The organism is Mameliella sp. CS4 (genome assembly GCF_019392335.1).
GTDB lineage: Bacteria > Pseudomonadota > Alphaproteobacteria > Rhodobacterales > Rhodobacteraceae > Antarctobacter.
Genome location: NZ_JAHXRQ010000001.1, coordinates 26,979 through 47,943, shown reverse-complemented (window position 1 = coordinate 47,943; position 20,965 = coordinate 26,979). Strand labels below are relative to the sequence as shown.

The following is a 20,965-nucleotide window of genomic DNA, read 5'->3' as shown; positions in this document are numbered from 1 at the left end:
GTATGCGTTCAGGCCACGCAGGCCATGAGGAGGGTGCTGCCCTCCTCAAACTCCTCCCGGAGGTATTTTCAGCCCAAAGAAACAGCGGGTCAGTCTTTGGGGACAAGGATGTTCGCATGACCCATCTTGCGGCCCGGTTTGACCTCGGCCTTGCCGTAGAGGTGCAGGGCGCAGGCCGGGTCGGCGGCGAGGGAGGGGACGCGGTCCATGTCGTCGCCGATGAGGTTTTCCATGCGGATGTCGCTGTGGCGGCTGCCGTCGCCCAGGGGCCAGCCCGCGACCGCGCGGATGTGTTGTTCGAACTGGTCCACCATGCAGCCGTTCTGTGTCCAGTGGCCGGAGTTATGCACGCGCGGGGCGATCTCGTTCACGATGAGCCCGCCGGGGGTGACAAAGAACTCGACGCCCAGAACGCCGATATAATCGAGCGCGTTCAGGATCTTGCCCGCTGTCAGCACGGCATCGGTGAGGGTGCGGTTGGGCAGGGCGGCGGGTACGGTGGTAGTGCGCAGGATGCCGCCCTCGTGCACGTTCTGGCCGGGATCGAAAGCGGCGACGCGGCCGTCTGTGCCCCGTGCGGCGATGACCGAGATTTCGCAGGTGAAATCGACGAAGCCTTCGAGCACGGCAGGCGCCCCCTGCAGCTCTGCCAGGGCCGTGTCGGCGTCTTCGGGTTTGGTGAGCCGGGCCTGCCCTTTGCCGTCATAGCCGAAGCGGCGGGTTTTCAGGATCGACGGAGTTCCAATGGTTTCAATGGCTTGGGCGAGAGAGGCGGCGTCATCCACCGTGGCGAAGGGGGCGGTTTGCAACCCGATGTCGCGCAGGAAGGTCTTTTCGGTCAGCCGGTCCTGGCTGATGCGCAGGGCTTCGCGCCCGGGGCGGATGGGGCGGATCTGATCCAGCGCGTCGAGCGCCTCTGTCGGGATGTTCTCGAACTCATAGGTCAGGACATCGACGGAATTTCCGAAATGTTCCAATGCCTTGATGTCATCGTAGCTGGCCTGGTGGTGATAGTTGGCCACATGCGAGGCGGGGCAGTCGCCGCCCGGTTCAAAGATCGCGGTCTTGAAGCCGAGGCGGCTGGCCGCGACGGAAAGCATCCGGCCAAGCTGGCCTCCGCCGAGGATGCCGATGGTGCTGCCGGTGGGGAGAGGGGCGGTCATGAGGGTACCTGCAGTTTGTACGTTTTGTACGTTTTGTACGGCGTTTCCGACGTTTTGTACAAAGTCAGTCGCGGGACGGTTCTTCGGCGATGGAGGCGGAGAGATCGGCCCGCCACCGGTCGAGCCGGGTGGCGAGGTCGGCGTCCTGCAAGGCGAGGATTCCGGCGGCCATGAGGCCCGCGTTTTTTGCCCCTGCCGCGCCGATGGCCATCGTGGCGACCGGGAAGCCGCGCGGCATCTGCAGGATGGAATAGAGACTGTCGACGCCGTTCAGCGCCCGCGTCTGGACCGGCACGCCGATCACCGGCACCCGCGTCTTCGAGGCCATCATGCCGGGCAGGTGGGCGGCGCCGCCGGCCCCCGCGATGATGACTTGCAGGCCACGGTCGACGGCCGTCTTGCCATAGTCCCACAACCGGTCGGGCGTGCGATGCGCCGAGACGATGCGGGCCTCGTACTCTACCCCGAGCTCATCGAGAATATCCGCCGCCTCGACCATTGTGGGCCAGTCCGACTGGCTGCCCATGATGATGCCGACCCTGGGAGTATCCATGCCTGCCTCCGCGTTATGCGGGAGTCGTTATAGGCGATGGAGACAGGGGTGCAATGGGGCGGCGTTCAGGCGATGATATCGGGCAGCAGCCGGTCCTCGATCAGGGCGATCTTGTCCTTGAGGTACAGTTTTTTCTTTTTCAGGCGCTGCACTGTGAGACGGTCGGCTGTGCCGGTCTCCTGGAGCGCATGAATTGCCTCGTCGAGGTCGCGGTGTTCGCGGCGGAACACCTCCAACTCCACACGCAAAACGTCCTCGCTCTTCATGGCGATATCCGTGGGCGCGTTCATGAGCCTAATCCCTTGAGTGATACCCGGACCACAAAGATAGCGATTCTATGGCATTGCGCATAGCCCCTTGCGCGGATTAGCCCATGTGCCCATATTTCCCTTGCAACGGTTGCCTTCGGGGGCCGTGGCGTGACGGTCGCTTGTGCAAAGGACGTGTCGATGACCAAACTGACCCTGGGATCTTATCCCCATATGCTCGGGTTCGAGCAGCTGGAGCGCCTGTTGGAGCGCACAGCCAAGACATCTGAGGGCTATCCGCCCTTCAACATCGAACAGACTTCGGACCAGTCCTATCGCATCACCCTGGCGGTTGCCGGGTTCCGCGAGGATGACCTGTCGATCACCGTCGAGGACCGCCAGCTGGTCATCCGGGGCCGGCAGCGTGACGACGGGTCGGATCGCATATTCCTTCATCGTGGCATTGCCGCGCGGCAATTCCAACGCACATTTGTATTGGCGGATGGTGTCGAGGTGGGTGAGGCTGTGATCGAGAACGGGCTGTTGCACGTCGATCTGACGATGAGCCGGCCCGAGACCGTCGTGCAGACGATCAGGATCAGGAAGGGGTAAGTACCATGCATGCCAAGTACGATTTTGACAAACTGGTCGAAGGGCGGACGGTCTATGTGCGTCCGGTGAAAACCGCGGACCTGCCCGACGATGTGCGCAAGCAGGCGGCCGGTCGTGACACGCTTTATGCCGTGCACCGCGCCGATGGCGAGCGTCTGGCGCTGGTCAAGGACCGCTCGCTGGCCTTTGTGCTGGCGCGGCAGAACGACCTGGCGCCGGTGACGGTACACTGACGCAATGACGGGCGGGGGTGTCCTGCCCCTGACCCCGTATCGCAAAGCCCGGCGAAACCCGCCGGGCTTTTCGTTTCTGGACGGTTTGGGCGCGGGATCAGCCGCGCGGTGGCCAGAGGCCGAATCTTTCCCAAAGGCATTGCGCGGCGTCGGCATTGGCCCGGGCGCGGTCCGTCGTGTCCTGCAGCGGGGCGGGACGGTCCAGCGGCGTGACGTGGGCGCGGGCCCCTGGCGCAAGGCGCAGCGGAGTGCCGGTGAGCGCGCGCATGCCCGACAGCCAGATGTCATCGACCGGGCGGGCCTCTGGCGGGATGTCGAAGACGCGGGGATCGATCATGCCGGGCCGGATCAGCACGCCGGAAAAGCCCTGCGCGATGTCGCCGTGCGGTGGGGCCGCGCCTTGCCGTTTCAGCCGGTCCACGGACCAGCCGGAGGCGGCCACGGCCTCTGCGGGTCTGACGGCGGCGCAGAGCGCGTCGAGCCAGCCGGGCTGGTAGAGGCAATCGTCATCGCAATAGGCCAAGTTGTCCTGCGGAAAGGCGCGCAGCGTGGGCAGCAGCTTGGTCGCCGGGCCATAGTCCGTTTCGGACCAGAGCAGGGTGACACCCCGGGGCAGGGGCGGTGGCGTGACCGGGCCGGGAAAGCGGCTATAGCGGCGCGGCAGGCACAGGACGACCCGCGCGGCGCCCTGCGCGAGGAGGCCGTGCAGCACCTCGGCCAGGGTGGCAAAGCGCGGCGGGATCGAGGTGAGCGTGATGGTCGTGCCGCAGGGTTCAGAAATTGAGATTGTAGTTCATCCGAAGTTTCATGTCGCGTGTGTCATCCAGGATGCGCCCGCCGTCCAGGTCGAGCGTCAGCCGTCCCTTGCCCGCGTCATAGGCAAGACCGGTTCCGATACGGGGGCCGGTATGGCTGGTTTCGCTGCCCAGCCCGTCGTCGAACCGGTTGTATTCCGCGCCAAGGCTGACATAGGGCGTCAACGCCGTGCCGATGTCGAAACTGGCGCGGGTGCCCAGAGACCCGGTCAGCCCGGTCACGGTGCGGGCGGCCAGTCCACCGGCGGCGGGATGTTCCTCGGCAAAGCCGGACACGCCGATGAAGGACCGGATGTCGGCGCTGCCCCAGGTGTAATCCGCATTGGCGGTCAGCCCGGCGGCGCGGCGTTCGGCCTGGTAGGTGACGCCGCCGACGTCGTAATCGGGCCGGGCGAACAGGGCGTATCCGGTCACGTTGTAGCGGTCGCCGAGGCGGGACTTGAAATAGGGGCCGATGCTGAGCGCGTCGCTGTCGACCGGGACGCCGGAAATCTCCAGGTCGGACCGGCCCGCCGACAGGAAAAAGCCGAGGCGCGTAGAGGCGCCGACCTCGTAGTCGAGCCCGAAGGTCAGCTCGTGCGCGCTGCCGTCGATGTCGCCGTCGAAGACACGCCCCTGCAGAGCGGCCCAGCCGGTCATGCCCGTTTCGTCGCCATAGGTGGACAGGAACAGCCCGTTGCGCGTGATCGAGGCGGGGGCGCCGCCCGAGAGGGTGCTGTTGATCGCGCTGCCGACAAACCCCACCGATGTGCTTGCCGAGGCGAAGGCGCCGGTGCCCTGCGCGGCCTTGCGCCCGCCCTGGGCCGCCTTGCCGCTGCCGCCACCACCGCAGGAGAGGGTGAAGGTGTCGCCGGGCTGTGCAAAGGCCTCGACCCCGTAGTCGCCCGTGAGGGCGGCGGTGTGGCTGAACCCGTCGCAGGAGCTGCTGTTGAAGGCGGGGTTGCAGATGCTGTCATCCGTGCCGCCCTGCCCCCCGTACTCGATCGAGATGGCCAGGGTGCCCGCGTCCGGTGTCGAGATGGTCAGCGTTTCGCCCTTTTGCAGGTTCACGGTGACATAGGCGGGGGCGGTATGCACGACGCCCTGGACCGAGGAACAGTCCAGCGTGGCGGCCAGGGCAGGGCCGGATCCGATCAGGAGCGCGGCCAGTGGAATAAGGCGCAAGGGAATCATGGCATCAGTCTAGCATGGTCAATGCTTAACAGTTTATCACGGAACCCCGGGCGCTTCACTTATTGGACGTGGGACACCCCCAGGGCGCCACTTTTTTGTCACCGCCAAGAATCCCGCAGCGACAAGCGCTTGCTCCGGCAGGAGCGCCGGGGGCGGCCACCACGGCCTTGACAGCTTGCCCGCCGCCGGGCGTCACTGATCGGACGTCAGTCACGATGATCGGAGGTGCCCATGCCCGGATCGGGGGCCAGATGGAGGGTCGCAGCGCTTTTGGCGCTGGGCCTGACCCTGTTCGGGCCGCGGGCAGAGGCGGCGGGCGATGCCCATGTGACCTGCGTGCAGGGGCAGCTTTCGGCGCTGGGCTTCGATCCCGGACCGATCGACGGGCAAAGCGGTCCGCGCACGCGCGGCGCCCTGCGCGACTGGCTGGAAACGCGCGATGCCGGGGCGCGTAGGGTCTTTGAGACGCTCCCGCCCTTCGACAACCGGTCCTCGGTGGGCTGGTGCCGCGAGATCGGCCTGGCAGACCCGGAGGCGGCAAAACTCATGCCCTCGGTCAATCCGCCGAGAATCCTGATCGGTCCTGCGGTCCACCCGGACATCGCCGACCACGTCCTGACAGCCTACCAGGAAGCCGAGGAATTCCTTGAACGGCGTTACGGCGTGAAACTGGCCAGCCAGGTCAGCATCATCGTGGCGACCGAGGTCGAAGCCTGGCACCGCCTGATCGACCAGGCCGGGACGATGAAGCTGCAAAGCTGGGCGGCGGTCCGGGCGCGAGGCAAGCGGGATTGCGACACCGAGTTCGGGCTGGGGGCCAGCGCCTCACGCGACGGGCTGTCCTTTTGCGGCACCACGCTGGCCCTTAAAGAGCCGGGGCTGGCGGACCTCTACCGTATGGTCCTGTCGGTGACGATGACGCATGAGGTAGTCCACCATGCGCAGCGCGAGTTCAGCTATGACAAGGTGGCCCGATGGGTGCACAACCCGGACGCGGTGCGCCCGCGCATGGGGCCGGCCTGGATGGTCGAGGGCACCGCGCAGGTGATCGAGCAGGTCTTTATGGAGGAGACGTTTGGCCGGGTTGCGCCCGCACTGCACCAGATGCGCGCGCTGGCCGCCGGGGCAGAGCTGACCCCGCGCCAGATCCGGGTCGCGCGAGAAGTGCGCACCGCAGAGGCCTATGATGTCTCGGCCTATGCCGTGGCCATGCTGGTCGAGCGGTTCGGTGAGGAAACCCTGTTCCGCTACTGGCGCACGGTGGGGGAGACCGACAATTGGTACACGGCCTTCGAGCAGGTCTATGGCATGACGGTCGAGAGCTTTGAAACGCTGTATCCGACGCTGCGTGACGACGAGATGGCGCAGCGCGAGTTCCTCGCCGATCGGGACATGAATGGCGATCACATCCTGGCGCATCGCCCGCTGACAGAGGCGGAGCTGAGGCGGTGATTCTTGACAGCCCGGGGGGCGGGCGGTTTGATATTCTTGTCGGGTTGGGTGTGTGCAGAGGGTAGAAGTTTCTTGAAGAGATTGATTTTGTATGTGTTTTCGGGGCTGATCGCCCTGGCAAGCCCGGCCCTGGCACAGGATCCGCATATTGTCTGCGTCCAGCGGCAACTGGATGCCCTTGGGTTCGATCCGGGGCCGGCGGACGGCGCCATCGGGCCGCAGACACGCGGGGCACTGGGCAGGCTGGTTTCCGAAACGGAAGCCCGTGAGGCGCTGGAGGTGCTGCCTGGTCTTTCGGCGCGGGCGGCGCTGGGCTGGTGCCGAGAGATTGCGCGTCTCTACCCCGAGGCAAGGGGGCTGATGCCGTCGAGCGAGGGGCCGCAGATCTGGACGCCCGAGGGCTTTGACCCGATGATGCGGCTGGAGCTGCAGATCGCCTTTGACGAGGTCGCGCGGTACTTCGAAGACCGCTTTGGGGTGGCGCTGGCCAGCCGCGTGCAGCTGGTTGCGGCCAATGATCCGGAAAGCCTGGGCCGGATTCTGCGGGCGGCGGCCAGCCATCAAGAGGTGGGCGCGGCGGAGGTCCGCCGGACCGCGGAGCGAAACTGCCGCAAGAGCTCCCGGATCGGCGCCTCGATGTACCGTCACCACATGGTGTTTTGCTGGCGCGAAGAGTTCGAAGCCGGGAATGCCGCAAGGTTCGAGGATTTTCGTGTATGGCTGCGCCGGGTCATGGCGCATGAATTCACCCACCATCTTCAGCGCGAGCTGGCTTATGACAAGGTTCCGCAATGGGTCCGGCGGGGTCAGCGCGTGCGGCCCCGGATGGGGCCGGCCTGGATGGCCGAGGGCGGCGCCCAGGTGATCGAATACCGCTACATCCACGATTCTTATGACAGGTCGTTGCCGCGCACCAAATGGCTGCGGCTGGGCGCGTCGCGCTCTGGCCTGACGCTGGACGGGATCCGCCGCAAGGGAGAGGTGCGCGAGCCCAACGCCTATAGCGCGTCCTTCTACGCGGTGCACCTGCTGACAGAGCGTTTTGGCGACGAGACCCTGGTCAGCTACTGGCGGCGGCTTGGGGAAACCGACAGGTGGGAAACCGCCTTCGAGGATGTCTTTGGCATCGCGATGCAGGACTTTGAACGGGTGTATCCGACCCTGGTCTCTGATCCCGATGCCGTGCAGGAGTTTTTCGCGAACCGCGACCTCGATGGCGACGGGCTGATCGCCGGGTCCGATGCGCTGCCTGCGCCGGGCAACATGGTGGCGCTGCGCCGGGCGCAGGTGGTCTGTGTGCAGCGCCAGCTGGCGGCGCTGGGCCTGTCGCCGGGCGCGGCGGACGGGGTGCCGGGGCCACGGACCCGCGCGGCGCTGGCGGATTTCGTACAGCGGCAGGACGGCTCTGGCCGCGCGGTCTTTGACATGCTTCCGGACCTGTCGGTCGCATCGGCCACGGCGTGGTGCCGCGAGATCGGGGCGACGGCCCCGGAGGCAGCAGAGCTTTTGCCTTCGGCTGCTCCGCCAGAGGTCGTGCTGGCCGCTGAGGTGCCCGAGGCGATGGGCGACATGCTGCGCGATCTGTACGGCGAGGCACGCGACGCGGCGGCCGGCGTCTACGGTCTGCGGGCGGCGACGGCGCCGGTGGTGATCTTCGCGCAGGATGCCGACACGCTGGCCGGGATGCTGCGGCGGGACTATCCGGGCGCGCTGGGCCTGACCGAGAGCGAGGCTGGCCTTCATGCGCGGTCCCTCTGCCGGGCCGGAGCCGATATCGACAGGCTTGCCACTGACCTCTTGCCCGGGCGGATCGTGCTGTGTCTGCCGGTCCAGACGGCGGCGCGGCTGCTCAGTGGCGCGGCCTCGACGGAGGCGCTGTACCGGCGAATCGCCTACGATCATGCGCATCACCTGCTGGCCGAAATCGGCCTGCAAGATCCGTTGAAATCCGACGGGGCGGCGGGCCTTCGACCGGCGTGGATGGTGATCGGGACGGCGCGCGGGCTTGCCCGGGGCCAGCAGCCCGAAAGCGGGGCCTTGCCGCTGGTCGAGTTGCAGCGCGATGACGGGGCCATGCCCCTGGCGCAACTGCGTTCACGGATTCCGGCCCGGCTGGCTGGCGCTGCCGCGACCTCGGAACTGGCCGTTGTGCTGTTGTCGGCGCGCTATGGAGAGGCGCGATTGATGGAGTTCTGGCGCAGGACGGCGGCGCAAGGTGACTGGAAGGACGCCTTTGAAAAGGTCTACGGCCAGCCGGTCGCAGGGTTCGAGGGGGTCTTTGAAACCTTGCGCGGCGACGAGACCGCGGCCCGCGCCTATGCGGCGGGGCAGGGGGCCTATGCCTACACGCCCGAAGAGCGGGCCTTGCTGGGCCTGCCCCGGGAAGAGCACGAGGAGGCGCGGGTTGGGGGAAGGTAGGAATCCCCTGACTTGTTGACCGGCAAGACGATTTCCTAATCTGTTGCCAGACAGCATCAAGGGACCGGCATCATGACGATCAAGAAACTGATGTGCTCAATCACGCTGTGCCTTGCCGCCAGCATTGGTGCGGCAGAGGCTTCGGACCGGCATGTCAACTGCGTGCAACAGCAGTTGGCGACCCTGGGAATCGACCCGGGGGAGAATGACGGCATCAGCGGCGCCCGGACGCGGCAGGCGCTGGCGGAATTCATACGCGGGCTGGCCGGTGAGGACGTGCAGGCGATCTTCGAAGGCCTGCCGGATTTTTCGGAACGCGCCGCAGTGGGCTGGTGCCGCGAGATTGGCGGATATGCCCCGCAGGCGGCGGCGCTGATGCCCTCGTCGGAACCGCCCCTGATCCTGACCGCCCCCAATATCCCGGACGAGGTGCGGGGGTATATCCAGCGGTCCTATGATGACGCGCGCCGAATGTTCGCGCAGGAATACGGCATCACCACCGCATCCAAGCCTGTGCTGATCGTGGCCTTTGGGCGTGACGACCTGGAAAAGCTGTTGCTGGAACCGGTCGACGGCATCCCGGATCTGTCCCCCAGCGCGGCGCAAGACACCGCGGACGATCTCTGTGTCGGGGTCGAGCGCGTGATGGGCAGCGCCTATCGAAATCGGATCGCCATGTGCATGCCGCCCGAACACCTGGACAGCGTGACCAGCTACGACATCTGGCGCGGGCGCTATCAGTACGTGATGCTGCATGAATACATGCACCATGTTCAGCGCGAGATGCTGTATGACAAGGTGGCCTACGAGGAAACCGGGCGCCGCCGCATGGGACCGCTCTGGATGGTCGAGGGCAGCGCCTACCTTGCGCAGATCAAATCGCGCGGCGGCCCCACCCGCGAAGTCTCTGTGCCCATGCTGTTCTCGTTGCGAGGCAGCGACGAGGAAGAGGCCGTGCCGCTGGACTACATCCGCCAGAAGCAGTCGGTGCGCTCGGATGGCGAATATGCGGCCTCGAACCTGTCGGTGGCCGCGCTGGCCCTGCGCTATGGCGAGGACCGGATGGTGGATTTCTGGCGCGTGGCCGGTGAGCTGGACGACTGGGAGGCTGCCTTCAAGACGGTCTACGGCATGAAGATGACCGATTTCGAGAAGCTGTTCGAAGAGCTGCGCCATGATCAGTCAAAGCTGATGAAATTCGCCAGGGGGCAGGAGCCCTATGGACTGGACATGCGGTTTGGCCGGATCAAGGGCGCCGACCGTCCGGGCCACGCCGCCCGGGGGCCCGTGCGGGGGTAACGAACAGGCGGCGCGGTCCGAAGGGGGGCGCGCCGCGCCTCTTCGGCCATGATCGCGGCGCACTACATTTCCGGGAGGGCTGTTCATGTCCGACGACAAACCAGGGAAACGCCGGGATTCGGTCTCGGCCGCCGGCCCCTACAACCGCGTCCGCATTGCCGTTTTCCTGGTGGTCTTGCTGATCGCGCTTGTCGTGATCGTGGTTCGCGCCGTATCGGGCGGGATTTGAACACGCCCCGCAGCGACGGCCGCAACGTCACGGACCCTCCGGCGACGAAAAAGCCCGGCGCGAGGCGCCGGGCTTTCGTTTCGGTTCCTGGGCCGCTTACTGCGCGGCGATCAGGCCCATGCTTTCCAGCTTGAGGATCACCTGGTGGGCGCAGTTGTCGACGTCCACGTTTTCGGTCTCGACCACCAGCTCGGCATTCTCGGGGACTTCATAGGGGTCGGAGATCCCGGTGAATTCCTTGATCTTGCCTTCGCGGGCCAGCTTGTACAGGCCCTTGCGGTCACGGCGTTCGCATTCCTCCAGCGAGGTGGCGACATGGACCTCGGCAAAGGCGCCGTACTGTTCGATCATCTCGCGGACGGCGCGACGGGTCGCGGTATAGGGCGCGATGGGCGCGCAGATCGCGATGCCGCCGTTCTTGGTGATTTCCGACGCGACGTAGCCGATGCGCTTGATGTTCAGGTCGCGGTGCTCTTTCGAAAAGCCCAGTTCCGACGACAGGTGTTTGCGCACCACGTCCCCGTCCAGCAGCGTGACCGGGCGGCCGCCCATTTCCATCAGCTTGACCATCAGGGCGTTGGCGATCGTCGACTTGCCCGAGCCGCTGAGGCCGGTGAAGAAGACGGTAAAGCCCTGGTTGGACCGCGGCGGGCGGGTGCGGCGCAGCTCTTCCACCACTTCGGGGAAGGAGAACCATTCCGGGATTTCCAGGCCCTCTTGCAGACGGCGGCGCAGTTCGGTGCCCGAGATGTTCAGGATCGTGACGTTGTCCTTGTCCTCGATCTCGTCGTTGGGCTCGTACTGGGCGCGTTCCTGCACATAGACCATGTGTTTGAAGTCGACCATCTCGATGCCCATTTCCTCCTGGTGCTGGCGGAAGAGGTCCTGCGCATCGTAGGGGCCGTAGAAATCCTCACCGGCAGAGTTCTTGCCGGGGCCGGCGTGGTCACGACCGACGATCAGGTGGGTGCAGCCATAGTTCTTGCGGATCAGGCCGTGCCAGACCGCCTCGCGGGGGCCGGCCATGCGCATCGCCAGCGGCAGCAGCGACATGGTGGTTGTCGACGCCGGATACTTGTCCAGAACCGCTTCGTAGCAGCGCACGCGGGTAAAGTGATCGACGTCGCCCGGTTTGGTCATGCCGACGACCGGGTGGATCAGCAGGTTGGCCTGTGCGTCCTTGGCGGCGCGGAAGGTCAGTTCCTGGTGCGCACGGTGCAGCGGGTTGCGGGTCTGAAAGGCCACGACGCGGCGCCAGCCCAGCTTGCGGAAATAGGCGCGCAGCTCGTTCGGCGTGTCGCGGCGGGCGCGGAAGTCATAGTGCACGGGCTGCTGGATGCCGGTCACGGGACCGCCCAGGTACACCTCGCCCGCGGTGTTGTGCAGGTAGTTGACGGCAGGGTGGGCCAGATCGTCGGCGCCATAGACCTTTTCGGCCTCGTTCGACTTGTTCGGCACCCATTTGTCGGTGACGGTCATGGTGCCCAGGATCACGCCTTCCTGGTCGCGCAGCGCGATGTCCTGGCCCAGCTCGATGCTGTCGGCAAAGTCCTTTTTCACGTCCAGCGTGACGGGCATCGGCCAGAGCGCGCCATCGGCCAGCCGCATGTTTTCGACCACGCCGTTGTAGTCTTCCTCGGACAGGAACCCCTTGAGCGGGTTGAAGCCGCCGTTCATCAGCAGTTCCAGGTCGCAGATCTGGCGCGGGCTCAGATCGTGGCTGACCAGGTCGGCTGCTTCGACCTTCAGTTTCTGTGCGCTGTCGTAGGAGACGTACAGCTCGGTGATGGGGGCAAGGTTGTTTTGCATCAATTCGGTCCTGTGCTTAATGGGAACCAGGTTGCTGGAGGTGCCTGTCAGTTCGGCGTGAAGTGCGTCGTATTCGGCGAGTTTTCGGGCAAGAAAGCGGTCGGTCAGCCGGTTCTTCTCGGCTGCGCCTCGCGCGGTCAGGGCATAGGCGAACCTCTGGCGCCGGTCCGGCCCCTCGCGTTCGCTGATCGAGATGAACCCGGCCTCGGCCGATGTCCTGAGCAGCGCGTTCAACCGTCCCAGGGAGACGCCCAGAGCGGAGGCGATGGCACGCTGCGACGACACGTCCGGCGCCAGGTCGAGCTGGCGCAGGAGGCGGAAGAGCAGGCCTTCTTCATCCGATATCGGGTGTGCCTTGGCGGCGGACATGGCGGGCGACTCAAAGTGTGTTCATCGCTGAACGCATCACACAGTTTGCACCTGCAGAAAAGTCGAAAGTCGTGGGCATGGGGGATTTCCGCCGGCGTGACTCATCGGCAACGTCGGGCGCCGCCGGTCAGGGCGCGCTGTCAAAGCCTTCGGGCAGGAAGCGGACCATTGCCGCTGGCCCCTTGGGGTCAAGCTGGAAGAGATGCGGGCGCCGGGCCAGGTAGCCGCGCCAGGTTTTTTCGGGGCGCGAACTGATCTGTGCGCCGTGACGCTGGCGCATTTTCAAGCCGAGTTCCGCATGCCGCGGCCGTGGCATGCAGCCCGGGTAAACCCAAGGCAAGCCGCGCAAAAAGCGGTTGGCGCTTTGGCCTCTCCGATGACTTCGACGTGGTAGGGATGAAGGTGCCAATGCCCGAAGTCAGGGCCAGTTCCATCGCATCCATGCACAGCAGCAGATCCGCGAGGATTTCGAGGGAGGTGTCAAAAGGATCTTGCATCAGGAAGCGGGAAATCAGCTTGGGAAACGGCGGTGCCGAAAACAAAACCTCGATCCGGTCAAAGTGCAAGCGGACCCCCCGGAAACAATTCGGCCCCGGCATGATGCCGGGGCCGTCTGGGTGTCCTGGAATGTTGCCTCAGGCGCTTTCAGGTTCGTTCGCCGCTTCCGGTGCGGGCTCACCCGCGGCGTCCTGTTCGGCAAGCCAGCGCTCGGCCTCAAGCGCGGCCATGCAGCCCATGCCCGCGCTTGTCACCGCCTGGCGGTACTTGTGGTCGGTCAGGTCGCCGGCGGCAAAGACGCCGGGGATCGAGGTGGCGGTGCTGTCGGGCTTGGTCACGACATAGCCGCCCATGTGGGTTTCCAGCACGTCCTTGACCAGTTCGTTCGCGGGCGCGTGGCCGATGGCGACAAAGACCCCGGCGCAGGGGATCTCGGTGATCTCGCCGGTCTCGACGTGCTTGACCTTTACCCCGGTCACGCCCTTGGGCATGTCGTCGCCCACGACTTCCTCAAGCTGGTGGAACCAGAGCGGCTCGATCTTGGGGTTCTTCATCAGCCGGTCTTGCAGGATCTTTTCCGCGCGCAATTCGTCGCGGCGGTGGATCAGCGTCACCTTCGAGGCGAAGTTCGTCAGGAACAGCGCCTCTTCCACGGCGGTGTTGCCGCCGCCGATCACCACGATTTCCTTGCCGCGATAGAAGAAACCGTCACAGGTGGCACAAGCCGAGACACCAAAGCCCTTGAAGGCCTCTTCGGACGGCAGGCCCAGCCATTTCGCCCGCGCGCCGGTGGCGAGGATGACCGCGTCGGCGGTATAGGTCGTGCCGCTGTCGCCATGCGCCACGAAGGGGCGCTGGTCAAAGTCGATTTTCGTGATGATGTCGCCGATGATCTCGGTGCCCATCGCGCGGGCGTGGGCCTCCATCCGGACCATCAGGTCGGGGCCCTGCACCTCACTGTCGCCGGGCCAGTTCTCGACCTCGGTGGTGGTGGTCAGCTGCCCGCCGGGTTCCAGCCCCTGGACGAGGATCGGGTCCAGCATCGCCCGGCTGGCATAGACGCCCGCCGTATAGCCTGCGGGGCCGGAGCCGATGATGAGGACCTTGGTGTGGCGAGACTCGGGCATGGGAATTCTCCTTAGCGGCGCGTGCGGGGTCATATAACGACAAGGGTGGGGTGAAAAAAGAGGGGCGGCACGGTGCTTCGCGATTGTGCCATGCCGGAAAAGAATCTTGCGCCTTGTTGAAATATTATTGCGCAGGGCGGGCGGGCTGCTATAACAATCGCGAAGTACACGGGGGAGACTATGGCAGGTCACCGGCTTGATCCGATCGATCGCAAGATTCTGGCAGAACTGCAAGCGGATGGCCGAATGACGAATGTCGAACTGGCCCGCAGGGTGGGCATTTCGGCGCCGCCCTGCCTAAGACGTGTGCGCGTTCTGGAAGAACAAGGCTATATCCGCGGCTATCACGCCGAGGTCGACAGCCGCGCGCTGGGCTTCGAGGTGCAGGTCTTTGTCATGGTCGGTCTGCAAAGCCAGGCCGAGGTGGATCTCAGTGTCTTCGAGGAACGCTGCCGGGCCTGGCCGCTGGTGCGCGAGTGCCACATGCTGAACGGCGAGGTGGATTTCATCCTGAAATGCGTCGCGCCGGACTTGTCGACCTTCCAGAGCTTCCTGACCGGAGAGCTGCTGACCGCGCCGAACGTGGCCAGCGTCAAGACATCGCTGGTGATCCGCAACGCCAAGGACGATCCCGGCGTGCCTTTCGAGGTGCTGGAAGAACGGTTGAGCCGCACCGCCTGAGCGGATGCGGCCCTGTGGTTGTGTCGGGTGGTCGTGTAGGGCGGGGCTTGCCCCGCCGCCCGGTCAGACCCCCACGAGGTTTTCGACCACGTCCCGCGTCGTGCGCGTCATGCTGACCTGTCCGAAATCGTCCAGCGCCGAGATGTTGGGGAACATGGTCAGGTACAGCGCCCGCATGTTCTGGCCCAGCGACTGGCCCGCCGTGTTGCCGGGGTGATAGGTTTCCAGATCCACGCCGCCGATGCGGATGGTCGTGTGGCGTTGCACCATCAGGTGGAACAGCTGCACCGTGCCCATCGGCGTCACCTGCAGGTAACGGTCGCCATCCGCATAGTCCTTGACCGGTGCCAGCACGCTGTTCTGACCCAGCAGGTCCTCCAGCCGGGGGTGGCGCACCACCATGCGCGCGGCGGGACCCAGCAGCAGGTCCATCGGCGGATGCCCCATGCCGAAGGCATCGGTGGTGATCCGCGTCATGTGGGTAAGCGTGGTGGTCTCTTCCTCGTGGCCCGGGACGTAGGTCGTGGACCCGATCCAGGTGACCGGTTCGGATCCGCCGGCGGTCATGATGTAGTCGCCGGGCACGAGATCCTCGATGGCCACCGGGCCGCGCACCGTTTCGATCAGCGTGCCGCGCGCAAAGGCCGAGGCGCATTCCTCGAAGAACGGCGAGGCCGGGGCGACATGCTGGGTAAAGGAGACGGTGAGGTCGGGAAGCAGGGCGGCGACCTCGTATTTACGCATGAGAGAAGCTGCGCGCCGAGGTCGCCCGTCCAGAGAGAGCTCCCGTTCCGGAGAAACGGGAAGTGTGAGTGCCGGGCCAGCCGCCCGGGCAACGCCCGAAAGGCCGCGATGGAGGCGGGTCATGTGAACACCCCTTGAGGTTGGTCACATCCGTGTTGGCCCCCACCAACAACGACAGACGGAACATTTGAACAAGTAACTGACTGATGCCGTTTTGGCCGCAATCGACCGCGCCTGTCAAAATTGACGCGGGAAGGGGCCCAGCGCGGGCGACAATTGGATTTTCGGGGTGAGATTGTCGGAGCAGGCGGAACATTGGCGCCACATTCCGCCCGCTGCGTGGCGAATCGTACTGTCATCAATGTCGGGATGGGACGTGGTGTGCGCAGGACGCCTCGTGGCGGCCGGGGGCGGTCCGGCGCGGACCTGCCGCAAAGAGCCGGGGCAGGTCAAAGGGGCCTCAACCGGCCCCTTTGGTCGTTGGGGGGATGGTCAGGCGCTTTTGGCGCTGGGCTGGCGCGGGGCCTGTGCCTGGTCGCGGCGGGCGATCATGGCTACGCGCGGGGCGCCCCGTTCAAAGGGCAGGCGCGGGGCGCCTTTGCGGGCGGTGTCCGTGATCGATGCGATAAAGCGGCGCTGCGGTTTCATGACGGGTCCTCTGCTCTGCCTCTGGTCGTGCCTGGCCCTAGAATTTGCAGCGAATTGCGGCATCATTGGGACAATCGCGAGCCAATAGGCGGATTGTTTCCGGCGAACGCGGGGCGCAGCGTCTAGAGCCGGATGGCAGAGATCAACCGGCCATAGTCCGCCTCACCGGCATGGGTGGCGCGGCGGTAGGAATAGAACCGCTCGGGGTCGGAATAGGTGCAATGGCGGGTCCATTCCGCCTCGACCCCGGCCTCGCGCAGGCGGTGCAGCCCGTAGGCGGGCAGGTCGAACATCATGCGGTCGCCCGGGCCACCGGCAAAGAACCGGCTGTTGCGCCCGTCCTCGATGACGAAATCCTCGAAGAACTCGGGGCCGACCTCATAGGCGCGCTGGCTGATCGACGGGCCGATCACCGCGCGAATCCCCTCACGCGTGGCGCCCAGGGCCAGCATCGCCTCTACCGTGGCCTCCAGCACGCCGTCCCGCGCCCCGCGCCAGCCGGCGTGGGCCGCGCCGATCACCCCGGCGTCGTGGTCGGCGTAAAGCACCGGCTGGCAATCGGCGGTCAGCACTGCCAGGGCCACGCCGGGGGTGGCGGTGACAAGCGCATCGGCCTTCTTGCCGGAGGCATCCTGCGGATCGGTCACGGTGACGACATCCGGGGAATGCACCTGGTGCACGGTCAACAGGCGGTCCGGTGCGGTTTCCATCGCATTGGCCACGCGAGAGCGGTTGATCGCCACGATTTCGGCCTGGTCAGAGGACCCGGAGCCGCAGTTCAGCCCCGAGAAGATACCCGAGGAGGCGCCACCCCGGCGCGTGAAAAAACCGTGGCGCAGCGGGGAGAGGCTCAGCGAAGTGATGATCTCGAGCGTCATGGCGTGGCGCGCAGCTCCAGTCCGGGCGGGGGCGGGGAACCCTGTGGCAGCAGGGCGATGGTCTTGAACAGTGATCCCATTTCCGCCGGATGCGTCAACCGCCGATGTGCGGCTATGTGGCTGTCCAGCGCCTGACCGCTGAGTCCCTTTGCCAGCGCCTGCGCCCGCGCGGTGATGCCCAGACGTTCCAGGAAAACGCCCTGTGGCGTCAACAACGTATGGGTGGCTGGGGCGGCGGCGGATGTCAGCGCCTCGAAATCGACATGGGTGGTCAGGTCCGCCTCGCCCGGGGCGGCCAGCGGATCGGTGGCCTGATGCCCCTGCAGGGCCTGCAGCGTATCGCCAAGCGAGCGCCAGTCGCCGTAGTCGACGATAAGTGCCATCCCGCCATGTCGGGCGATTCGGGTGCCCAGCGTGGCGGCGATGGCCTGCGCCGGGGCGCAGGTCTCGACAATGTCGCCGTCCCGCGTGTCCTGCAGCCGATGGGTCAGGCCGGGTTGAGGCGCGGGCGCGGCAAGGCCGAGGGCAAGCGCGCCCTGATCGTCCAGCCCGACACCCCGTTCCCGCCAACTGTCGCCCGCGCGCTGGAACTGGCGCACCGGCAGCGCGTCGAAGAACTCGTTGGCGATCAGGAACAGCGGCCCCTCGGGCAGATCCTCGGCGCTGTCGTGCCAAGTGGCCTGCGGCAGGCGGCGGGCCTGTTCGGCGCGCAGCGTGGGAGAGGTTTCCACGAGGTGCAGGCGGGCCGCGTCGTGAAACCCCGGCACACGCGCCGTGGCGCGCAGGATATCGGCCATCAGGGTGCCGCGCCCGGGGCCAAGCTCTGCCAGCACAAAACGCGCGGGGCTCCCCTGGTCCATCCAGCTTTGCGCAAGGCAAAGGCCGATCAGCTCGCCGAACATCTGGCTGATCTCGGGCGCGGTGGTGAAATCGCCCGCGGCACCCAGCGGGTCACGCGTGCTGTAATAGCCGTGCTCCGGGTGCATCAGGCAGGCGGTCATGTAGTCGGCCAGCGTCATCGGCCCGTTGGCCATGACCTGCCGGACAAGGATATCGCGGAGCGCGGTCAAGAGGCCGCGTCAGCCTTGGCCCCGCGCGCGCGTCGTAGGGCGACCCAGATCACCAGCGCGCCGCCCAGAATCATCGGCAGGGTCAGCAGCTGCCCCATCGTCAGGCCGTAGCCGTTCACCTGCAGGGCAAGGCCCAGCGGGTTGCCCTCGGACTGGAACTGCGCGTCGGGCTGGCGAAAGAACTCGACGACAAAGCGTCCGATGCCATAGCCCATGAAAAAGGTGCCCGCGACCGCGCCGGGCCGTTTCAGCCATCCGCGAGAGACCATCAGGACCAGCACGATCAGCAGGACCAGTCCTTCGAGCGTCGCCTCGTAGAGCTGCGAGGGGTGGCGCGCGCATAGCTCGCCTAATGGCTGGCCGCAGTCCTGGGCCTGTTGGCCGGGAAAGATCACCGCCCAGGGCAGGTCGGAGGGACGGCCCCAAAGCTCGGCATTGATGAAATTCGCCAGCCGGCCCAGCAGCAGGCCCGGCGGTGTCGCAAGCGCCAGCAGGTCCGAGGCCGAGGCCAGAGGCACCTTGTTGCGGGCGCAGAAGATCCAGACCGCCAGCACTACGCCGATCAGCCCGCCGTGAAAGGCCATGCCCCCCTGCCAGATCATCAGGATTTCCGCCGGATGCGTCAGGTAATAGCCGGGCATGTAGAACAGGACGAACCCCAGCCGACCGCCCAGGATGATGCCAAGGATCACCCAGGTCAGAAGGTCTTCGATCTGGCGCGGGGTCATGGGCGGGGCGTCATTGGCCCACAGTCCGGCGCGGTTCACGGCCCAGATGGCCAGCCGCCAACCGATCAGGATGCCCGCGATATAGGCGAGCGCGTACCAGCGCAGCGCAAATTCGAGCCCGAAAAGCGCAATGGAAAAGACCTCTGACGAGAGGTCGGGAAAGGGAATGGCGGCCTGCATGCGTCCTGTTGCCTCTTGTCGCGCGGCGAAGTCAACCTTGAGGGTCCCGCCTTGTGCGACCATATAGGCAGGGAATGCAACGGCGGAGTGACCCAATGCAGACGCGAAACAAGGTTTTCGAGGATATCAGCCAGCTGATGACCAACGCCATGGGCGTGGCCCAGGGGGCGCGGGAAGAGGCGGAAACCGCCATGAAGTCGATGATCGACCGCTGGCTTGCGGATCGTGATTTCGTCACCCGCGAGGAATTCGACGCCGTCCGCGCGATGGCGCAGAAAGCGCGCGAGGAAAACGAGGCGCTCAAGGCGCGTATCGAGGCGCTGGAAAAGGGCTGAGGCCCTGGCGGTACCGGGCCTGATTGCGCGGAAATGAGATGAAACCTCTCATTTCCGTCTGGACTGTGTGCCAAACCCTCATTCCTGCAAACTTGCGCGGTTTCTGACCTTGGGGGTTTGACAGTCCGCACCTGCTTGGCTTTCGTTAGCGCCAACGTAGGAGGCGGAATATGTATCTGGGTCTGGATCTGGGAACCTCGGGGCTGCGGGCCCTTCTGGTGGATGGCGACGGCGTGCCTGTGGGCAGTGCGGTACGGGCCTATGCGCCGGTTCACCCGTATCCCGGCTGGTCAGAGCAGGATCCAGCGGACTGGGTGACTGCGGTGGATGGCGCACTGGGCGAATTGGCCGGGGCGCATCCGCAGGCCATGTCCGCGGTCCGGGGCATCGGCGTATCCGGTCACATGCATGGGGCCACGCTGCTGGATGCTCACGGCGCCGTGTTGCGCCCCTGCATCCTCTGGAACGATACCCGCAGCGCGGATGAGGCCGCCGAACTGGATTCGGCCCCGGCTGTGCGTGATCTTTCGGGCAACATCGTCTTTCCGGGCTTCACCGCGCCAAAGCTGCTCTGGGTGGCGCGCAATGAACCCGACATCTTTGCCCGGACGGCGACGGTCCTGCTGCCGGCCGCCTACATGAACTTTCACCTGACCGGCGAACGCTTTGCCGACATGTCCGACAGCGCGGGCACCGCCTGGCTGGACGTGGGCGCGCGCGACTGGTCGGCGCGCCTGCTGGAGGTGTCGGGGATGCGTCCCGACCAGATGCCGCGCCTCGTCGAGGGCTGCGAGACGGGAGGCGTCCTGCGTCCCGACCAGGCCGATCGCTGGGGCATGTCGCGCGATGTGATCGTGGTTGGCGGGGCAGGCGACAATGCCGCCTCTGCCTGTGGCGTGGGCGCGATGCGCGAGGGGACGGGGTTCGTCTCGCTGGGGACCTCTGGCGTGGTGCTGACCGGGCGCGATGGCTATGCGCCGCTGCCGGAAAGTGCGGTACATACCTTTTGCCATGCGGTGCCTGGGCAATGGTACCAGATGGGGGTGATCCTGGCGGCGACAGACAGCCTGAACTGGCTGAGCCGGGTGACGGGGGCCTCACCGGCGGACCTGTCGGTCGAGTTGGGCGATACCCTCGACGGGCCGGGCGCTCTGCGCTTCATGCCTTACCTGTCCGGTGAGAGAACACCGCACAATGACAGCCGGATCCGGGGCGGGTTCTTGAACATCGACGTGGGCACGTCGCGGCGCGACATGACGCGTGCGGTGATGGAGGGTGTGGCCTTTGCGCTGTGCGACTGTGCCGAGGCGCTGAAGGCCTCGGGCGCACGGCTGGACAGCCTGCTGGCCATCGGCGGCGGGGCGCAGTCGCGCTACTGGGTCGAGCTGATCGCGACGGTTTTGAACGTGCCGCTCGCCTTGCCCGACAAGGGCGATTTCGGCGCGGCGCTGGGCGCGGCGCGGCTGGCGATGGTTGGGGCAGGCGCGGGCGGCGTCGACGAGATCATGACGCCGCCGCCCTTGCGCGAAACCATCGCGCCCAACGCGGCGCTGACGGGTGCTTACCAGGACGCCTACGCCGCATGGCGCGAGATTTATCCGGCAGTGAGCGGGCTGACCTGAACACGGGGGTCTTCGACGGGGCGGCGCCATCCGCTTCGAAGGGCCGGAAAGCACCATCAAACGGGCCTATCGCCCCTGGGG

The 20,965-nt window shown here is 66.0% G+C and carries 22 protein-coding genes; 9 read left to right on the top strand and 13 right to left on the bottom strand.

Translation table 11 applies throughout. The features are described from left to right. Positions 1 to 89 precede the first annotated feature (89 nt). From KZZ07_RS00250 to KZZ07_RS00240, 3 genes are all read right to left on the bottom strand, one after another. Positions 90 to 1,163, bottom strand: coding sequence for a 5-(carboxyamino)imidazole ribonucleotide synthase (locus tag KZZ07_RS00250; RefSeq protein WP_219509926.1), 1,074 nt, complete (start codon positions 1,161 to 1,163; stop codon positions 90 to 92). 64 nt (positions 1,164 to 1,227) lie between these two features. Then, entirely contained in the window at positions 1,228 to 1,716 is a 489-nt protein-coding gene (gene purE / locus KZZ07_RS00245) for a 5-(carboxyamino)imidazole ribonucleotide mutase (RefSeq protein WP_219509924.1), read from the bottom strand. A 65-nt stretch (positions 1,717 to 1,781) separates the two neighbouring features. Continuing rightward, positions 1,782 to 2,006, bottom strand: coding sequence for a YdcH family protein (locus KZZ07_RS00240; RefSeq protein WP_219509915.1), 225 nt, complete (start codon positions 2,004 to 2,006; stop codon positions 1,782 to 1,784). Between the two features lie 159 nt (positions 2,007 to 2,165). Between KZZ07_RS00240 and KZZ07_RS00235 the strand changes: the two genes are divergently transcribed. Together KZZ07_RS00235 and KZZ07_RS00230 are read left to right on the top strand one after the other, a co-directional pair. Beyond that, positions 2,166 to 2,576 carry an Hsp20 family protein gene (locus KZZ07_RS00235; RefSeq protein WP_219509913.1) on the top strand — a complete coding sequence of 137 codons (411 nt, stop codon included), beginning with the start codon at positions 2,166 to 2,168 and terminating at the stop codon, positions 2,574 to 2,576. A gap of 5 nt (positions 2,577 to 2,581) precedes the next feature. Further along, positions 2,582 to 2,809 carry a DUF1150 family protein gene (locus tag KZZ07_RS00230; protein WP_043140876.1) on the top strand — a complete coding sequence of 76 codons (228 nt, stop codon included), beginning with the start codon at positions 2,582 to 2,584 and terminating at the stop codon, positions 2,807 to 2,809. A 97-nt stretch (positions 2,810 to 2,906) separates the two neighbouring features. On the opposite strand, the gene KZZ07_RS00225 is transcribed toward KZZ07_RS00230, so the two are convergent. After that, positions 2,907 to 3,521, bottom strand: coding sequence for a hypothetical protein (locus KZZ07_RS00225; RefSeq protein WP_219509904.1), 615 nt, complete (start codon positions 3,519 to 3,521; stop codon positions 2,907 to 2,909). 61 nt (positions 3,522 to 3,582) lie between these two features. Further along, positions 3,583 to 4,797 carry an autotransporter domain-containing protein gene (locus tag KZZ07_RS00220; RefSeq protein WP_219509889.1) on the bottom strand — a complete coding sequence of 405 codons (1,215 nt, stop codon included), beginning with the start codon at positions 4,795 to 4,797 and terminating at the stop codon, positions 3,583 to 3,585. A 231-nt stretch (positions 4,798 to 5,028) separates the two neighbouring features. Between KZZ07_RS00220 and KZZ07_RS00215 the strand changes: the two genes are divergently transcribed. The 4 genes from KZZ07_RS00215 to KZZ07_RS00200 all read left to right on the top strand — a co-directional run bounded on the left by KZZ07_RS00215 (position 5,029) and on the right by KZZ07_RS00200 (position 10,195). Continuing rightward, complete coding sequence (locus KZZ07_RS00215; protein ID WP_219509872.1) at positions 5,029 to 6,249, top strand: peptidoglycan-binding domain-containing protein; 1,221 nt, start codon at positions 5,029 to 5,031, stop codon at positions 6,247 to 6,249. Positions 6,250 to 6,342: 93 nt separating this feature from the next. After that, a complete protein-coding gene (locus KZZ07_RS00210; protein WP_370631064.1) occupies positions 6,343 to 8,667 on the top strand; it encodes a peptidoglycan-binding protein in 2,325 nt (774 codons plus the stop codon). A gap of 72 nt (positions 8,668 to 8,739) precedes the next feature. Next, entirely contained in the window at positions 8,740 to 9,966 is a 1,227-nt protein-coding gene (locus tag KZZ07_RS00205; protein WP_219509861.1) for a peptidoglycan-binding domain-containing protein, read from the top strand. A gap of 85 nt (positions 9,967 to 10,051) precedes the next feature. Then, positions 10,052 to 10,195: a hypothetical protein gene (locus KZZ07_RS00200; protein WP_219509859.1), complete on the top strand. Its 144-nt coding sequence runs from the start codon at positions 10,052 to 10,054 to the stop codon at positions 10,193 to 10,195. 96 nt (positions 10,196 to 10,291) lie between these two features. Here the strand turns inward: KZZ07_RS00200 and KZZ07_RS00195 are convergent, their stop codons facing one another. The 3 genes from KZZ07_RS00195 to trxB all read right to left on the bottom strand — a co-directional run bounded on the left by KZZ07_RS00195 (position 10,292) and on the right by trxB (position 13,998). Beyond that, the gene (locus KZZ07_RS00195) at positions 10,292 to 12,373 is read right to left on the bottom strand and encodes a bifunctional sulfate adenylyltransferase/adenylylsulfate kinase (protein ID WP_219509857.1); all 2,082 of its coding nucleotides are present in this window, start codon (positions 12,371 to 12,373) and stop codon (positions 10,292 to 10,294) included. A 188-nt stretch (positions 12,374 to 12,561) separates the two neighbouring features. Beyond that, positions 12,562 to 12,939 carry a hypothetical protein gene (locus KZZ07_RS00190; protein ID WP_219509855.1) on the bottom strand — a complete coding sequence of 126 codons (378 nt, stop codon included), beginning with the start codon at positions 12,937 to 12,939 and terminating at the stop codon, positions 12,562 to 12,564. 69 nt (positions 12,940 to 13,008) lie between these two features. Next, positions 13,009 to 13,998 (bottom strand): thioredoxin-disulfide reductase, encoded by a 990-nt coding sequence (gene trxB / locus KZZ07_RS00185; protein ID WP_219509853.1) that lies wholly within the window; start codon positions 13,996 to 13,998, stop codon positions 13,009 to 13,011. A gap of 180 nt (positions 13,999 to 14,178) precedes the next feature. Here trxB and KZZ07_RS00180 point away from each other — a divergent pair, with 180 nt between their 5' ends. Then, positions 14,179 to 14,679, top strand: a complete 501-nt coding sequence (locus tag KZZ07_RS00180; RefSeq protein ID WP_043140899.1) for an Lrp/AsnC family transcriptional regulator — start codon at positions 14,179 to 14,181, stop codon at positions 14,677 to 14,679. 63 nt (positions 14,680 to 14,742) lie between these two features. Here the strand turns inward: KZZ07_RS00180 and KZZ07_RS00175 are convergent, their stop codons facing one another. From KZZ07_RS00175 to lgt, 5 genes are all read right to left on the bottom strand, one after another. Next, positions 14,743 to 15,423 carry a Hint domain-containing protein gene (locus KZZ07_RS00175; protein ID WP_219509851.1) on the bottom strand — a complete coding sequence of 227 codons (681 nt, stop codon included), beginning with the start codon at positions 15,421 to 15,423 and terminating at the stop codon, positions 14,743 to 14,745. A 492-nt stretch (positions 15,424 to 15,915) separates the two neighbouring features. Then, positions 15,916 to 16,071 (bottom strand): hypothetical protein, encoded by a 156-nt coding sequence (locus KZZ07_RS00170; protein ID WP_219509843.1) that lies wholly within the window; start codon positions 16,069 to 16,071, stop codon positions 15,916 to 15,918. Positions 16,072 to 16,193: 122 nt separating this feature from the next. Further along, positions 16,194 to 16,949, bottom strand: a complete 756-nt coding sequence (gene pgeF, locus KZZ07_RS00165; RefSeq protein ID WP_219509840.1) for a peptidoglycan editing factor PgeF — start codon at positions 16,947 to 16,949, stop codon at positions 16,194 to 16,196. Continuing rightward, a complete protein-coding gene (locus KZZ07_RS00160; protein ID WP_219509824.1) occupies positions 16,946 to 18,019 on the bottom strand; it encodes a class I SAM-dependent methyltransferase in 1,074 nt (357 codons plus the stop codon). The genes pgeF and KZZ07_RS00160 overlap by 4 nt, the downstream gene beginning before the upstream one ends. Beyond that, on the bottom strand, positions 18,016 to 18,927 hold the full coding sequence (gene lgt, locus KZZ07_RS00155; protein ID WP_219509812.1) for a prolipoprotein diacylglyceryl transferase: 912 nt from the start codon (positions 18,925 to 18,927) through the stop codon (positions 18,016 to 18,018). The genes KZZ07_RS00160 and lgt overlap by 4 nt, the downstream gene beginning before the upstream one ends. Before the next feature lie 95 nt (positions 18,928 to 19,022). Here lgt and KZZ07_RS00150 point away from each other — a divergent pair, with 95 nt between their 5' ends. Both KZZ07_RS00150 and xylB read left to right on the top strand, forming a co-directional pair. Then, the gene (locus KZZ07_RS00150) at positions 19,023 to 19,262 is read left to right on the top strand and encodes an accessory factor UbiK family protein (RefSeq protein WP_043140914.1); all 240 of its coding nucleotides are present in this window, start codon (positions 19,023 to 19,025) and stop codon (positions 19,260 to 19,262) included. A gap of 170 nt (positions 19,263 to 19,432) precedes the next feature. Continuing rightward, complete coding sequence (gene xylB, locus KZZ07_RS00145) at positions 19,433 to 20,884, top strand: xylulokinase (protein WP_219509797.1); 1,452 nt, start codon at positions 19,433 to 19,435, stop codon at positions 20,882 to 20,884. Positions 20,885 to 20,965: the final 81 nt, after the last annotated feature.

Coding starts and splice junctions, on each gene's coding strand:
- KZZ07_RS00175 (WP_219509851.1), bottom strand. CDS start 15,423: ATGCGTAAATACGAGGTCGCCGCCCTGCTTCCCGACCTCACCGTCTCC.
- KZZ07_RS00180 (WP_043140899.1), top strand. CDS start 14,179: ATGGCAGGTCACCGGCTTGATCCGATCGATCGCAAGATTCTGGCAGAA.
- purE (WP_219509924.1), bottom strand. CDS start 1,716: ATGGATACTCCCAGGGTCGGCATCATCATGGGCAGCCAGTCGGACTGG.
- lgt (WP_219509812.1), bottom strand. CDS start 18,927: ATGCAGGCCGCCATTCCCTTTCCCGACCTCTCGTCAGAGGTCTTTTCC.
- KZZ07_RS00235 (WP_219509913.1), top strand. CDS start 2,166: ATGACCAAACTGACCCTGGGATCTTATCCCCATATGCTCGGGTTCGAG.
- KZZ07_RS00150 (WP_043140914.1), top strand. CDS start 19,023: ATGCAGACGCGAAACAAGGTTTTCGAGGATATCAGCCAGCTGATGACC.
- trxB (WP_219509853.1), bottom strand. CDS start 13,998: ATGCCCGAGTCTCGCCACACCAAGGTCCTCATCATCGGCTCCGGCCCC.
- KZZ07_RS00240 (WP_219509915.1), bottom strand. CDS start 2,006: ATGAACGCGCCCACGGATATCGCCATGAAGAGCGAGGACGTTTTGCGT.
- KZZ07_RS00250 (WP_219509926.1), bottom strand. CDS start 1,163: ATGACCGCCCCTCTCCCCACCGGCAGCACCATCGGCATCCTCGGCGGA.
- KZZ07_RS00170 (WP_219509843.1), bottom strand. CDS start 16,071: ATGAAACCGCAGCGCCGCTTTATCGCATCGATCACGGACACCGCCCGC.
- KZZ07_RS00230 (WP_043140876.1), top strand. CDS start 2,582: ATGCATGCCAAGTACGATTTTGACAAACTGGTCGAAGGGCGGACGGTC.
- KZZ07_RS00205 (WP_219509861.1), top strand. CDS start 8,740: ATGACGATCAAGAAACTGATGTGCTCAATCACGCTGTGCCTTGCCGCC.
- KZZ07_RS00200 (WP_219509859.1), top strand. CDS start 10,052: ATGTCCGACGACAAACCAGGGAAACGCCGGGATTCGGTCTCGGCCGCC.
- KZZ07_RS00220 (WP_219509889.1), bottom strand. CDS start 4,797: ATGATTCCCTTGCGCCTTATTCCACTGGCCGCGCTCCTGATCGGATCC.
- KZZ07_RS00195 (WP_219509857.1), bottom strand. CDS start 12,373: ATGTCCGCCGCCAAGGCACACCCGATATCGGATGAAGAAGGCCTGCTC.
- pgeF (WP_219509840.1), bottom strand. CDS start 16,949: ATGACGCTCGAGATCATCACTTCGCTGAGCCTCTCCCCGCTGCGCCAC.
- xylB (WP_219509797.1), top strand. CDS start 19,433: ATGTATCTGGGTCTGGATCTGGGAACCTCGGGGCTGCGGGCCCTTCTG.
- KZZ07_RS00215 (WP_219509872.1), top strand. CDS start 5,029: ATGCCCGGATCGGGGGCCAGATGGAGGGTCGCAGCGCTTTTGGCGCTG.